This is a genomic window from Klebsiella sp. BDA134-6 (genome assembly GCF_015601345.1).
In the GTDB taxonomy this organism is placed as follows: domain Bacteria; phylum Pseudomonadota; class Gammaproteobacteria; order Enterobacterales; family Enterobacteriaceae; genus Klebsiella; species Klebsiella grimontii.
Genome location: NZ_CP064784.1, coordinates 1,092,162 through 1,106,179 on the forward strand (window position 1 = coordinate 1,092,162; position 14,018 = coordinate 1,106,179).

Here is a 14,018-nt window from a genome sequence, read left to right on the forward strand (position 1 = left end):
CGTTAAGCTTTAATTTGTTGTACCAGGTAATTCACGATATCACCGGTTTTAATCAACTGCTTCTCGCCGCTGCGACGATATTTATATTCGATATCGTCGTTGTCGAGGTTACGGTCGCCCAGCACGATGGTGTGCGGAATACCGATAAGCTCCATATCGGCGAACATTACGCCCGGACGCTCTTTACGGTCGTCCATCAGCACGTCGATACCCAACGCGGTTAGCTCAGCATACAGCTTCTCGGCCAGCTCTTGTACGCGGTAGGATTTATGCATGTTCATCGGCAGAATCGCAACCTGGAAAGGGGCGATAGCTTCCGGCCACAGGATCCCGCGATCGTCAAAGTTCTGCTCAATGGCTGCCGCCACCACGCGAGTCACCCCGATACCGTAGCAACCCATCGTCAGGATCTGGTTACGGCCATCTTCACCCTGGACGGAGGCTTTCATCGCTTCAGAGTATTTGGTACCCAGCTGGAAGATGTGGCCCACTTCGATACCGCGTTTAATCAGCAGCGTGCCTTTGCCGTCCGGGCTCGGGTCGCCCGCTACCACGTTACGGATATCAGCCACTTCAGGGGTCGCGACATCGCGATCCCAGTTGATGCCGAAGTAGTGTTTACCATCGATGTTCGCGCCTGCGGCAAAATCGCTCATTGCGGCAACGGTACGGTCAATAATCACCGGAATCGGCATGTTAACCGGGCCCAGAGAACCGGGACCCGCATGCACCAGCGCGCGGATCTCTTCTTCGGTGGCGAAGGTCAGCGGGCTGGCGACCTGCGGCAGTTTTTCCGCTTTCACTTCATTCAACTCATGATCGCCGCGAACCAGCAGGGCAATCAGCGGAGACTTGCTGTCTTCTACCGCTTTTACCAGCAGGGTTTTCACCGTTTTCTCAATCGGCAGATTGAACTGCTCAACCAGCTCGGCGATGGTTTTGGCGTTCGGCGTATCGACCAGGGTCATTTCCTGAGTAGCGGCCGCGCGCGGCTCTTTCGGCGCAACGGCTTCGGCGAACTCGATGTTGGCCGCGTAGTCGGAAGAGTCAGAGAAGATCACGTCATCTTCGCCGCTCTGCGCCAGCACCTGGAATTCGTGGGATGCACTACCGCCGATAGAACCGGTGTCAGCCTGTACCGCGCGGAAATCCAGGCCCATACGGCTGAAAATTTTGCTGTACGCGGCGTACATCGCGTCGTAGGTTTCCTGCAGAGATTCCTGAGAGGTATGGAAAGAGTAAGCATCTTTCATCAGAAATTCACGGGAACGCATCACGCCGAAACGCGGGCGCACTTCGTCACGGAACTTGGTTTGGATCTGATAGAAGTTCAGCGGCAGCTGTTTGTAGGAGCTCAGCTCGTTACGAATCAGGTCGGTGATCACTTCTTCATGAGTCGGGCCGAGCACGAATGGACGTTCGCCACGGTCAGCAATACGCAGCAGTTCCGGGCCGTACTGTTCCCAACGACCACTCTCTTGCCACAGCTCAGAGGGCTGAACTACCGGCATTAACACCTCGATTGCACCGGCGTTGTTCATCTCTTCACGCACGATGTTCTCGACTTTTTTCAGGACGCGCACGCCGGTCGGCAGCCAGGTATATAACCCGGAGGCCAGCTTGCGGATCATCCCGGCGCGCAGCATCAGCTGATGGCTGATAACCTCGGCGTCGGCAGGTGTCTCCTTCAGAGTGGAGAGCAGGTATTGGCTAGTACGCATGTTGTTACGGTTCCATTTGGACGATCGATACAGGCTGGAAGCCAGCCTGACACAAAAAAGTGGTTTAGTTTACCAGTGTGGCAAAGATGCCAAAAGAGAGGAAAATAAAATTAGCGTGGTTCGAGAGAAAAGACTTCAAAACCGGACGAAATCACCCGCCAGCGCACGTTAAAATCCAGCAGCCAGACGGCATAGGTCTTTCCCGGGTTTTCTTCTTTACGATATGCCGGCCGCGGATCTTGTGCCAGAACTTCGCTAATAAACGCCTTAAGGCGGGGATAGCGGTTTTCCAGAGCGAAAAGCTGGGCTTCGGTTTCCGGCGTGAAGCTTACCGCCACTTCCGCCTGCGGCGCCTGCTGAGCGTAGCTCGCGCTGGCTTCCGGCAGCGCTTCGGCAAAGGGCAGGTAAGGTTTGATGTCGACTACCGGCGTACCGTCCACCAGGTCAAGACTGCCTAACTCAAGAACGACGCGCTCTTTCTGGCAGTGAATACCCTTTAGCTCGACCAGCGACATACCGATTGGATTAGGACGAAAGGTAGAGCGGGTGGCGAAAACACCCATCCGCGCGTTGCCGCCGAGGCGGGGAGGGCGTACGGTCGGGCGCCAGCCGCCTTCCATGGTCTGATGAAACACAAACAGGACCCACAGATGGCTGAAGTTTTCCAGGCCGCGTACGGCCTCGGCCTGGTTATAAGGAGGCAGAAGATGTAATTCGCCGCCGCCGTTTTTAACCAGCCCAGGCTGGCGGGGAACGGCAAATTTTTCTTTATAGGGCGAGCGAATAACGCCTATCTGCGCAAACTGAAAATCACTCATTGCGCCGTAACGTTAAGCGCTGAACCAAGGCAGACGGCCTGGCGGTAGCAGCCCGGGGTTCCGCTGGTGACTTCGCAGCGGTGCAGCAGCACGGCATTGGCTTTCATTTTTGCAGCGTTAATCTGCATACGCTTGCGGGCCGTCGGGATATTGGGTGGAGAGTCTTGATTCGAGGCCTGGCAGGATTCACCGGTGACTTCGCCGAGTTCGCGGAAAGGTTTACCCACCAATTCTGTTGCATCGGTATAGATTCTTACCGGGGCCGGACGCGTCGCTTTCGGTTTTGCCGGTTCCGATTTGGCAGGCGGGGTTACGGTGCTTTGTACAGGCTCGACGGGAGATCTGCTTAGCATAGAACAACCGCTTAACATGAGTGCTAACAAACAGACCGGTAAAGCACGCATAGTATTTCCTCAATAAATAATAAAACAGGGCGCTATTGAATCAGGTGCTTGCATAAATGACAAGACGGGCATAAAGCCCGTCCTGAATGATATTACGCTGAGAAAAGATTACCAGCCTTTCACTGCACCGCCGTTAAAGATTTTGTTAGCCGCTTCGTAAACTTCGTCACTCTGGTAAGCTTGAACAAATTTCTTAACATTTTCCGCATCTTTATTGTCTTCGCGAGCGACAATCAGGTTCACGTACGGAGACTCTTTACCTTCCACGAAAATACCGTCTTTTGCCGGCGTTAAGCCAATCTGGCTGGCATAGGTGGTATTGATAACCGCCAGAGCGATTTGCGCATCATCCAGAGAGCGCGGCAGCTGCGGGGCTTCCAGCTCAACAATTTTCAGGTTTTTCGGGTTTTCAATAATATCCAGAGAGGTTGGCAGCAGACCAACGCCTTCTTTCAGTTTGATCAGGCCAACCTGCTGCAGCAGCAGCAGAGAGCGGCCAAGGTTGGTGGGATCGTTAGGAATCGCGACCTGGGAGCCCGGCTGCAGTTCGTCCAGCGATTTGATTTTTTTCGAATAACCCGCAATCGGGTAAACAAAAGAGTTACCTACGGAAACCAGCTTGTAGCCGCGGTCTTTGATTTGCTGGTCAAGATACGGTTTATGCTGGAAGGCGTTAACGTCGATATCGCCTTTGCTCAGCGCTTCGTTCGGCAGAACGTAGTCGTTGAAGGTTACCAGTTCGACATCAAGGCCGTATTTTTCTTTTGCTACTTTCTGCGCGACTTCCGCAACCTGCTGCTCCGCACCGACGATTACGCCGACTTTAATATGGTTAGGATCTTTTTCGTCCTGACCGCAACCCACCAGAGCCAGAGAACCGATTAACGCGCCGACTGCCGCAAAGGTTTTGAAATTAAAGGCCATGTTATTTCCTTCCTGTAAGATTCTGTATTGTGTGTAATGTTATTTGTGAGTCACAGCCCGGACGATACGATCGCCAGAGAATTGAATTAAGTACACCAGAATAACCAGCAGCACCAGTACGGTATTCATTACCGTTGCATTGTAGCCGATATAACCGTACTGATAGCCAATCTGCCCGAGACCACCGGCGCCCACCGCGCCGCCCATAGCGGAATAGCCGACCAGCGTAATGAGGGTAATGGTCGCCGCGTTCACCAGACCCGGCAGCGCTTCCGGCAGCAGGACCTTACGCACAATCTGCATCGGCGTTGCGCCCATGGCGCGGGATGCTTCGATAAGGCCGGTGGGGATCTCCAGCAGGGCGTTTTCAACCATTCGGGCGATAAAAGGCGCTGCGCCGACCGTTAGCGGAACAATTGCCGCCTGCAGGCCGATGGATGTCCCTACGATGACGCGGGTAAAGGGGATCATCCAGACCAGCAAGATAATAAAAGGAATCGAGCGGAAAATATTCACCACCGCCGAAAGCGTGCGGTAGAGTTTTGCATTAGCGGCAATTTGCCCCGGTCGGGTGACGTAGAGCAGAACCCCGACCGGCAGGCCGAGAACAAAACCGAAGAAGCCGGAGACGAAAGTCATGGCCAGCGTTTCCCATACGCCGCGAACCAGCAGCCAAATCATTGGTTCAGACATACCCCAGTACCTCTACTTTTACATGGTGTTCCTGTAGCCAGGCGATCGCGGCCTGGGTATCTTCCTGCGTGCCGTGCATCTCGGTCAGCATAATGCCGAACTTCACGCCACCCGCGTAATCCATCTGCGCGCTAATAATGTTGTTGTTTACATTAAAGCGACGGGCAGTTTCAGAAAGCAGCGGGGCATCAACGGAGTGGCCCGTGAACTCCATGCGCAGCATGGGTACGCTATCGGGAAGAGCCTCAGACTTCAGACGCGCCTGATAATCATCCGGGATATCCAGGTGCAGCGTTGACTGTATAAACTGTTGCGCCAATGGAGTTTTGGGATGAGAAAAGACCTCGCTCACCGTATCCTGTTCAATCAATTGACCGTTGCTGATCACGGCAACGCAATCACAGATCCGTTTGACAACATCCATTTCGTGGGTAATCAGCAAAATCGTCAGGCCCAGACGACGGTTGATATCTTTCAGCAGTTCCAGAATCGAACGCGTGGTAGCCGGATCCAGAGCGCTGGTGGCTTCGTCGCAGAGCAGGACTTTTGGATTGCTTGCCAGCGCACGGGCGATGGCGACGCGCTGTTTTTGACCGCCGGAGAGGTTTGCCGGATAGCTATCGTGCTTATCCCCCAGGCCGACGAGATCGAGAAGCTCGGTAACCCGGCGTTTAATTTCTTCCTTCGGAGTATTGTCGAGCTCCAGCGGCAATGCCACATTACCGAATACGGTACGGGAGGCTAGCAGGTTAAAGTGCTGGAATATCATGCCGATCTGGCGACGCGCGCGCGTCAACTCTTTTTCGGACAGCGCCGTTAGCTCCTGACCGCCCACCTTTACGCTGCCCTGAGTTGGACGTTCAAGCAGGTTAACGCAGCGGATTAACGTACTTTTACCCGCGCCCGAAGCGCCGATGACGCCATAAATTTGCCCGGCGGGAACATGCAGGCTGACATCGTTCAGCGCCTGTATGCTGCGATTTCCCTGCTGGAACACTTTGGTAATCTTCGAAAGTTTAATCATCAGTTATTTATTATCGTTTAGCCGTTTGCCGTGGCATTTTCTTCTGCCGTGTCCAGGCGATGCCTGTCAATGAAATGGATGTTAAGGCATCCAGACGTCTAAATCAATCTGACTCTGTATAATGAGCACTTTCTTGCGTCGGGAAACATGCGATACTACGCGCATTAGCCTTTATCAGGAGCAGACCGGTGGCAATATCAGTACCCGCAATTTTTCTTGACCGTGATGGCACGATTAATGTCGATCACGGCTACGTCCATGAAATCGACAACTTTGAATTTATCGATGGCGTTATTGACGCAATGCGTCAATTAAAGGAGATGGGCTACGCGCTGGTGGTGGTGACCAACCAGTCCGGCATCGCCCGCGGTAAGTTTACTGAAGAGCAGTTTGAAACGCTGACCGAGTGGATGGACTGGTCGCTGGCCGATCGCGGCGTTGACCTGGATGGCATCTATTATTGTCCGCACCACCCGCAGGGAACCGTCGAAGAGTTTCGCCAGACCTGCGACTGCCGTAAGCCCCACCCGGGTATGCTGATCTCGGCGCGTGACTATCTGCATATTGATATGGCTGCTTCCTATATGGTCGGCGATAAAGTCGAAGATATGCAGGCAGCTTTGGCTGCCAATGTCGGCATGAAAGTATTAGTGCGTACCGGCAAGCCAGTCACTCCTGAAGCGGAAAGCGCCGCTGATTGGGTGCTTAATAGCCTGGCGGACCTGCCGGATGCTATCAAAAAGCAGCGAAAATAAGCGTTATGTATAAAAGATGAGCGGTTGAAATAAAATTGTATTTTACCGCTTGTCAGCGCCGAATAACTCCCTATAATGCGCTCCCACTGACACGGCAGATGTGAATCACTTCACACAAACAGCCGGTTGGTTGAAGAGAAAAAATCCTGAAAAACAGGGTTGACTCTGAAAGAGGAAAGCGTAATATACGCCACCTCGCAACGGTGAGCGAAAGCCGCGTTGCACTGCTCTTTAACAATTTATCAGACAATCTGTGTGGGCACTCAAAGTGACATGGATTCTTAACGTCGCAAGACGAAAAATGAATACCAAGTCTCTGAGTGAACATACGTAATTCATTACGAAGTTTAATTCACGAGCATCAAACTTAAATTGAAGAGTTTGATCATGGCTCAGATTGAACGCTGGCGGCAGGCCTAACACATGCAAGTCGAACGGTAGCACAGAGAGCTTGCTCTCGGGTGACGAGTGGCGGACGGGTGAGTAATGTCTGGGAAACTGCCTGATGGAGGGGGATAACTACTGGAAACGGTAGCTAATACCGCATAACGTCGCAAGACCAAAGAGGGGGACCTTCGGGCCTCTTGCCATCAGATGTGCCCAGATGGGATTAGCTAGTAGGTGGGGTAACGGCTCACCTAGGCGACGATCCCTAGCTGGTCTGAGAGGATGACCAGCCACACTGGAACTGAGACACGGTCCAGACTCCTACGGGAGGCAGCAGTGGGGAATATTGCACAATGGGCGCAAGCCTGATGCAGCCATGCCGCGTGTATGAAGAAGGCCTTCGGGTTGTAAAGTACTTTCAGCGGGGAGGAAGGCGATAAGGTTAATAACCTTGTCGATTGACGTTACCCGCAGAAGAAGCACCGGCTAACTCCGTGCCAGCAGCCGCGGTAATACGGAGGGTGCAAGCGTTAATCGGAATTACTGGGCGTAAAGCGCACGCAGGCGGTCTGTCAAGTCGGATGTGAAATCCCCGGGCTCAACCTGGGAACTGCATTCGAAACTGGCAGGCTGGAGTCTTGTAGAGGGGGGTAGAATTCCAGGTGTAGCGGTGAAATGCGTAGAGATCTGGAGGAATACCGGTGGCGAAGGCGGCCCCCTGGACAAAGACTGACGCTCAGGTGCGAAAGCGTGGGGAGCAAACAGGATTAGATACCCTGGTAGTCCACGCTGTAAACGATGTCGACTTGGAGGTTGTTCCCTTGAGGAGTGGCTTCCGGAGCTAACGCGTTAAGTCGACCGCCTGGGGAGTACGGCCGCAAGGTTAAAACTCAAATGAATTGACGGGGGCCCGCACAAGCGGTGGAGCATGTGGTTTAATTCGATGCAACGCGAAGAACCTTACCTACTCTTGACATCCAGAGAACTTAGCAGAGATGCTTTGGTGCCTTCGGGAACTCTGAGACAGGTGCTGCATGGCTGTCGTCAGCTCGTGTTGTGAAATGTTGGGTTAAGTCCCGCAACGAGCGCAACCCTTATCCTTTGTTGCCAGCGATTCGGTCGGGAACTCAAAGGAGACTGCCAGTGATAAACTGGAGGAAGGTGGGGATGACGTCAAGTCATCATGGCCCTTACGAGTAGGGCTACACACGTGCTACAATGGCATATACAAAGAGAAGCGACCTCGCGAGAGCAAGCGGACCTCATAAAGTATGTCGTAGTCCGGATTGGAGTCTGCAACTCGACTCCATGAAGTCGGAATCGCTAGTAATCGTGGATCAGAATGCCACGGTGAATACGTTCCCGGGCCTTGTACACACCGCCCGTCACACCATGGGAGTGGGTTGCAAAAGAAGTAGGTAGCTTAACCTTCGGGAGGGCGCTTACCACTTTGTGATTCATGACTGGGGTGAAGTCGTAACAAGGTAACCGTAGGGGAACCTGCGGTTGGATCACCTCCTTACCTTAAAGAACCTGCCTTTGTAGTGTCCACACAGATTGTCTGATGAAAAATAAGCAGTAAGAAAATCTCTGCAGGCTTGTAGCTCAGGTGGTTAGAGCGCACCCCTGATAAGGGTGAGGTCGGTGGTTCAAGTCCACTCAGGCCTACCAAATTTCTGCTGATGCTGCGTTGCGGCGACACTCGCATACTTTAAGTATGCTTCGTGTCACCCCGCTTTGCCTCAACAGAAATTAAGGTTGATGAGATTTAACTACGATGGGGCTATAGCTCAGCTGGGAGAGCGCCTGCTTTGCACGCAGGAGGTCTGCGGTTCGATCCCGCATAGCTCCACCATCTTTACTGCACACCACAAGAAAACTTCAGAGTGTACCTGAAAAGGTTCACTGCGAAGTTTTGCTCTTTAAAAATCTGGATCAAGCTGAAAATTGAAACGACACACATGTTATGTGTGTTCGAGTCTCTCAAATTTTCGCGACACGACGATGTTTTACGAAACATCTTCGGGTTGTGAGGTTAAGCGACTAAGCGTACACGGTGGATGCCCTGGCAGTCAGAGGCGATGAAGGACGTGCTAATCTGCGAAAAGCGTCGGTAAGGTGATATGAACCGTTACAGCCGGCGATGTCCGAATGGGGAAACCCAGTGCAATTCGTTGCACTATCGTTTGATGAATACATAGTCAAACGAGGCGAACCGGGGGAACTGAAACATCTAAGTACCCCGAGGAAAAGAAATCAACCGAGATTCCCCCAGTAGCGGCGAGCGAACGGGGAGCAGCCCGGAGTCTGAATCAGCTTGTGTGTTAGTGGAAGCGTCTGGAAAGTCGCAGGGTACAGGGTGATACTCCCGTACACTAAAACGCACAGGTTGTGAACTCGAAGAGTAGGGCGGGACACGTGGTATCCTGTCTGAATATGGGGGGACCATCCTCCAAGGCTAAATACTCCTGACTGACCGATAGTGAACCAGTACCGTGAGGGAAAGGCGAAAAGAACCCCGGCGAGGGGAGTGAAAAAGAACCTGAAACCGTGTACGTACAAGCAGTAGGAGCCCACTTGTTGGGTGACTGCGTACCTTTTGTATAATGGGTCAGCGACTTATATTCTGTAGCAAGGTTAACCGTATAGGGGAGCCGCAGGGAAACCGAGTCTTAACTGGGCGTTAAGTTGCAGGGTATAGACCCGAAACCCGGTGATCTAGCCATGGGCAGGTTGAAGGTTGGGTAACACTAACTGGAGGACCGAACCGACTAATGTTGAAAAATTAGCGGATGACTTGTGGCTGGGGGTGAAAGGCCAATCAAACCGGGAGATAGCTGGTTCTCCCCGAAAGCTATTTAGGTAGCGCCTTGTGAACTCATCTTCGGGGGTAGAGCACTGTTTCGGCTAGGGGGTCATCCCGACTTACCAACCCGATGCAAACTACGAATACCGAAGAATGTTATCACGGGAGACACACGGCGGGTGCTAACGTCCGTCGTGAAGAGGGAAACAACCCAGACCGCCAGCTAAGGTCCCAAAGTCATGGTTAAGTGGGAAACGATGTGGGAAGGCCCAGACAGCCAGGATGTTGGCTTAGAAGCAGCCATCATTTAAAGAAAGCGTAATAGCTCACTGGTCGAGTCGGCCTGCGCGGAAGATGTAACGGGGCTAAACCATGCACCGAAGCTGCGGCAGCGACGCTTATGCGTTGTTGGGTAGGGGAGCGTTCTGTAAGCCGTTGAAGGTGGCCTGTGAGGGTTGCTGGAGGTATCAGAAGTGCGAATGCTGACATAAGTAACGATAATGCGGGTGAAAAACCCGCACGCCGGAAGACCAAGGGTTCCTGTCCAACGTTAATCGGGGCAGGGTGAGTCGACCCCTAAGGCGAGGCCGAAAGGCGTAGTCGATGGGAAACAGGTTAATATTCCTGTACTTGGTGTTACTGCGAAGGGGGGACGGAGAAGGCTATGTTGGCCGGGCGACGGTTGTCCCGGTTTAAGCGTGTAGGTGTGTGTTCCAGGTAAATCCGGTTCACTTTAACACTGAGGCGTGATGACGAGGCACTACGGTGCTGAAGTGACAAATGCCCTGCTTCCAGGAAAAGCCTCTAAGCATCAGGTAACATCAAATCGTACCCCAAACCGACACAGGTGGTCAGGTAGAGAATACCAAGGCGCTTGAGAGAACTCGGGTGAAGGAACTAGGCAAAATGGTGCCGTAACTTCGGGAGAAGGCACGCTGATACGTAGGTGAAGTGGTTTACCCATGGAGCTGAAATCAGTCGAAGATACCAGCTGGCTGCAACTGTTTATTAAAAACACAGCACTGTGCAAACACGAAAGTGGACGTATACGGTGTGACGCCTGCCCGGTGCCGGAAGGTTAATTGATGGGGTTATCCGTAAGGAGAAGCTCTTGATCGAAGCCCCGGTAAACGGCGGCCGTAACTATAACGGTCCTAAGGTAGCGAAATTCCTTGTCGGGTAAGTTCCGACCTGCACGAATGGCGTAATGATGGCCAGGCTGTCTCCACCCGAGACTCAGTGAAATTGAACTCGCTGTGAAGATGCAGTGTACCCGCGGCAAGACGGAAAGACCCCGTGAACCTTTACTATAGCTTGACACTGAACACTGGTCCTTGATGTGTAGGATAGGTGGGAGGCTTTGAAGTGTGGACGCCAGTCTGCATGGAGCCATCCTTGAAATACCACCCTTTAATGGCTGGTGTTCTAACGTGGGCCCCTAATCGGGGTTGCGGACAGTGTCTGGTGGGTAGTTTGACTGGGGCGGTCTCCTCCTAAAGAGTAACGGAGGAGCACGAAGGTCAGCTAATCCTGGTCGGACATCAGGAGGTTAGTGCAATGGCATAAGCTGGCTTGACTGCGAGCGTGACGGCGCGAGCAGGTGCGAAAGCAGGTCATAGTGATCCGGTGGTTCTGAATGGAAGGGCCATCGCTCAACGGATAAAAGGTACTCCGGGGATAACAGGCTGATACCGCCCAAGAGTTCATATCGACGGCGGTGTTTGGCACCTCGATGTCGGCTCATCACATCCTGGGGCTGAAGTAGGTCCCAAGGGTATGGCTGTTCGCCATTTAAAGTGGTACGCGAGCTGGGTTTAGAACGTCGTGAGACAGTTCGGTCCCTATCTGCCGTGGGCGCTGGAGAATTGAGGGGGGCTGCTCCTAGTACGAGAGGACCGGAGTGGACGCATCACTGGTGTTCGGGTTGTCATGCCAATGGCATTGCCCGGTAGCTAAATGCGGAAGAGATAAGTGCTGAAAGCATCTAAGTACGAAACTTGCCCCGAGATGAGTTCTCCCTGACCCTTTAAGGGTCCTGAAGGAACGTTGAAGACGACGACGTTGATAGGCCGGGTGTGTAAGCGCAGCGATGCGTTGAGCTAACCGGTACTAATGAACCGTGAGGCTTAACCTTACAACGCCGAAGATGTTTTGGCGGATTTGAGAAGACAACAATTTCAGCATTGATTACAGATTTTCGGGAACGAAAGATTTTACGCTGAGGCAAGGCGGCAAATGAAGTAAAGGAAGGAGCATACTGAGGTATGTGACTGACTTTACGAATGCAGCCAACGCAGCATCGGTGTAAAAGATTCGTTTCTGACAACAGAATTTGCCTGGCGGCGATAGCGCGGTGGTCCCACCTGACCCCATGCCGAACTCAGAAGTGAAACGCCGTAGCGCCGATGGTAGTGTGGGGTCTCCCCATGTGAGAGTAGGGAACTGCCAGGCATCAAATTAAGTAGTAAGCCGGTGTATTAAGCCGGTGGTTACAGAAGTATTCGGTGGAGCGGTAGTTCAGTCGGTTAGAATACCTGCCTGTCACGCAGGGGGTCGCGGGTTCGAGTCCCGTCCGTTCCGCCACTTATTAAAAGCCCTGAGCATTTGCTCAGGGCTTTTTCTTTATCTGTCGTTTAATTATTGCTTTTTTAGCAAAAATCCTCTGCATTTAGCACTCTTTTTCTCAATCTTCTCGTTGGTCATAATTATTCTCGTTAACCGATATGAATGAATAAAGAGGAAAGTCATGACAATCCCTGCATTTGGTCTTGGGACCTTCCGTCTGAAAGATGACGTGGTTATTGCATCTGTAAAAACGGCGCTTGAACTGGGCTATCGCACCATTGATACCGCGCAAATCTATGATAATGAAGCTGCTGTGGGCCAGGCAATTGCAGAAAGCGGCGTTGCGCGCGATGAACTGTTCATCACCACCAAGATCTGGATTGAGAATCTCAACAAAGAGAAGCTGATCGCCAGCCTGAAAGAGAGTCTGCAGAAGCTGCGTACTGACTATGTCGACCTGACGTTAATCCACTGGCCGTCGCCAAACGATGCCGTTGCGGTTGAAGAGTTTATGGCCGCGCTGCTGGAAGCGAAAAAACAGGGGCTAACCCGGCAGATTGGTATCTCTAACTTCACAATTCCGCTGATGGAGCGCGCAATTGCTGCCGTTGGCGCGGAGAACATCGCGACCAACCAGATTGAACTTTCCCCGTATCTGCAGAACCGTAAAGTGGTTGATTGGGCACGTGAACACGGCATCCACATCACCTCTTATATGACGCTGGCCTACGGTAAGGCGCTGAAAGATGAAGCGATCGCACGTATCGCGGCAAAATACGATGCTACGTCGGCACAGGTTATCCTGGCCTGGGCAATGGGCGAAGGTTATGCGGTAATCCCATCTTCGACTAAGCGCGAAAACCTGGCAAGCAATCTTAAAGCTCAGGATCTGCAGCTGGATGAAGACGATCGCCAGACGATCGCCGCGCTGGACTGCAACGATCGTCTGGTTAGTCCGGACGGTCTGGCGCCTGAATGGGACTAATTTAATCCCCATCGTTACTCTACAACCCTGTTACAGCTCCTTCGGGAGCTGTTTTACATGTTCGCTAAGAAAGTCGATAAAGGCTCTGATCCGCGTGCTTACGGCCCTGTCGCTGTAGTAAACCGCACTAAACGGCATTTCAATCGGCAACCGTTTGTCAGCCAGCAGCTCTACAAACGCCCCTTCAGCAAGCTCCTTATCCACCATATAGTCCGACAGACAGGCGATTCCGTTACCGGCCAGGCATAGCTGCTTAAGCGTTTCTCCGCTATTGGAAGATATCTCGCTTTCGATTTCAAGCAGCTGACCATCGCAGCAGGAGATTGGCCATGTATTCAATGAAACGGGTTCGCTAAAGCCCAGACACTGATGATGTTTTAGCTCAGCGACGCTTTGCGGCGTTCCATGGCGAGCAAGATAGTCCGGTGAAGCAATAATTTTGCGGTAGCTATTAAACAATGGCCTGGCGCGCAGGCTGGAGTCGGTCAGCGTGCCGGCGCGGATCGCGACATCGACTTTCCGCTCGATCAGATTGATAAAGGTTTCTGACGAGACCAGCGTAAGGTTCATCTCCGGGTAGCGCTCGCGAAAAGGTCTTATCAAAGGCATCAGGAAATGCAGGATCACCGGCGTTGCGGCATCAACACGTAACAGGCCTCTTGGCGTCGTGCGGCTCTCCAGAAGCTCATTCTCGGCTGCGGCCATTTCCTGAAGCACAACCTGCATGCGACGGAAATAACGCTCCCCCTCTTCGGTCAGGCTTAGCTGACGGGTCGTACGATTAAGCAGGCTCACGCCGAGCTTTGATTCGAGCTTTTTCACCGCCCGGCTGACGGCGGAATTAGCCTGACCTAGTTGTTCGGCTGCGCGACTAAAGCTGCCGCTCTCAACCACGGCGACAAAAATGGCGATTTCTTCTGAGGTAGCTCTCATTAT

Annotated in this window: 9 protein-coding genes, 3 tRNA genes and 3 rRNA genes; 8 read left to right on the forward strand and 7 right to left on the reverse strand. The window is 52.7% G+C overall.

Annotation, left to right across the window (positions count from 1 at the left end):
- Positions 1-2 precede the first annotated feature (2 nt).
- The 6 genes from proS to metN all read right to left on the reverse strand — a co-directional run bounded on the left by proS (position 3) and on the right by metN (position 5,584).
- The gene (proS, locus tag IYV58_RS05025; RefSeq protein ID WP_087829063.1) at positions 3-1,721 is read right to left on the reverse strand and encodes a proline--tRNA ligase; all 1,719 of its coding nucleotides are present in this window, start codon (positions 1,719-1,721) and stop codon (positions 3-5) included.
- A 110-nt stretch (positions 1,722-1,831) separates the two neighbouring features.
- On the reverse strand, positions 1,832-2,539 hold the full coding sequence (gene tsaA / locus IYV58_RS05030; RefSeq protein WP_004129147.1) for a tRNA (N6-threonylcarbamoyladenosine(37)-N6)-methyltransferase TrmO: 708 nt from the start codon (positions 2,537-2,539) through the stop codon (positions 1,832-1,834).
- A complete protein-coding gene (gene rcsF / locus IYV58_RS05035) occupies positions 2,536-2,943 on the reverse strand; it encodes an Rcs stress response system protein RcsF (RefSeq protein WP_004098790.1) in 408 nt (135 codons plus the stop codon). The genes tsaA and rcsF overlap by 4 nt, the downstream gene beginning before the upstream one ends.
- 108 nt (positions 2,944-3,051) lie before the next feature.
- Positions 3,052-3,867, reverse strand: a complete 816-nt coding sequence (gene metQ, locus IYV58_RS05040) for a methionine ABC transporter substrate-binding lipoprotein MetQ (protein ID WP_004098791.1) — start codon at positions 3,865-3,867, stop codon at positions 3,052-3,054.
- A gap of 39 nt (positions 3,868-3,906) precedes the next feature.
- Positions 3,907-4,560, reverse strand: coding sequence for a methionine ABC transporter permease MetI (locus IYV58_RS05045; protein ID WP_004129148.1), 654 nt, complete (start codon positions 4,558-4,560; stop codon positions 3,907-3,909).
- A complete protein-coding gene (gene metN / locus IYV58_RS05050) occupies positions 4,553-5,584 on the reverse strand; it encodes a methionine ABC transporter ATP-binding protein MetN (protein ID WP_142446310.1) in 1,032 nt (343 codons plus the stop codon). The genes IYV58_RS05045 and metN overlap by 8 nt, the downstream gene beginning before the upstream one ends.
- A 188-nt stretch (positions 5,585-5,772) precedes the next feature.
- On the opposite strand from metN, the gene gmhB reads away from it, so the two are divergent.
- The 8 genes from gmhB to dkgB all read left to right on the forward strand — a co-directional run bounded on the left by gmhB (position 5,773) and on the right by dkgB (position 13,082).
- Positions 5,773-6,339, forward strand: coding sequence for a D-glycero-beta-D-manno-heptose 1,7-bisphosphate 7-phosphatase (gene gmhB / locus IYV58_RS05055; RefSeq protein ID WP_004129150.1), 567 nt, complete (start codon positions 5,773-5,775; stop codon positions 6,337-6,339).
- A 369-nt stretch (positions 6,340-6,708) separates the two neighbouring features.
- Positions 6,709-8,248: ribosomal RNA gene (locus IYV58_RS05060) — 16S ribosomal RNA — on the forward strand.
- 72 nt (positions 8,249-8,320) lie between these two features.
- A tRNA-Ile gene (locus tag IYV58_RS05065) sits at positions 8,321-8,397 on the forward strand.
- 108 nt (positions 8,398-8,505) lie between these two features.
- A tRNA-Ala gene (locus tag IYV58_RS05070) sits at positions 8,506-8,581 on the forward strand.
- Positions 8,582-8,759: 178 nt separating this feature from the next.
- Positions 8,760-11,666, forward strand: a 23S ribosomal RNA gene (locus IYV58_RS05075).
- 201 nt (positions 11,667-11,867) lie between these two features.
- Positions 11,868-11,983 (forward strand): 5S ribosomal RNA (gene rrf, locus IYV58_RS05080).
- The 16S, 23S and 5S rRNA genes sit together here with 3 tRNA genes alongside, the layout of an rRNA operon.
- 55 nt (positions 11,984-12,038) lie before the next feature.
- Positions 12,039-12,115: transfer RNA gene (locus IYV58_RS05085), tRNA-Asp, on the forward strand.
- Positions 12,116-12,278: 163 nt separating this feature from the next.
- A complete protein-coding gene (dkgB, locus tag IYV58_RS05090; RefSeq protein WP_004129152.1) occupies positions 12,279-13,082 on the forward strand; it encodes a 2,5-didehydrogluconate reductase DkgB in 804 nt (267 codons plus the stop codon).
- Between the two features lie 30 nt (positions 13,083-13,112).
- On the opposite strand, the gene yafC is transcribed toward dkgB, so the two are convergent.
- Complete coding sequence (gene yafC / locus IYV58_RS05095; RefSeq protein WP_004129153.1) at positions 13,113-14,015, reverse strand: DNA-binding transcriptional regulator YafC; 903 nt, start codon at positions 14,013-14,015, stop codon at positions 13,113-13,115.
- Between the last annotated feature and the right edge of the window lie 3 nt (positions 14,016-14,018).

Excerpts from the sequence above, each read along its gene's own strand:
- metN (WP_142446310.1), bottom strand. The coding sequence starts at position 5,584 with ATGATTAAACTTTCGAAGATTACCAAAGTGTTCCAGCAGGGAAATCGC.
- dkgB (WP_004129152.1), top strand. The coding sequence starts at position 12,279 with ATGACAATCCCTGCATTTGGTCTTGGGACCTTCCGTCTGAAAGATGAC.
- tsaA (WP_004129147.1), bottom strand. The coding sequence starts at position 2,539 with ATGAGTGATTTTCAGTTTGCGCAGATAGGCGTTATTCGCTCGCCCTAT.
- rcsF (WP_004098790.1), bottom strand. The coding sequence starts at position 2,943 with ATGCGTGCTTTACCGGTCTGTTTGTTAGCACTCATGTTAAGCGGTTGT.
- IYV58_RS05045 (WP_004129148.1), bottom strand. The coding sequence starts at position 4,560 with ATGTCTGAACCAATGATTTGGCTGCTGGTTCGCGGCGTATGGGAAACG.
- yafC (WP_004129153.1), bottom strand. The coding sequence starts at position 14,015 with ATGAGAGCTACCTCAGAAGAAATCGCCATTTTTGTCGCCGTGGTTGAG.
- proS (WP_087829063.1), bottom strand. The coding sequence starts at position 1,721 with ATGCGTACTAGCCAATACCTGCTCTCCACTCTGAAGGAGACACCTGCC.
- metQ (WP_004098791.1), bottom strand. The coding sequence starts at position 3,867 with ATGGCCTTTAATTTCAAAACCTTTGCGGCAGTCGGCGCGTTAATCGGT.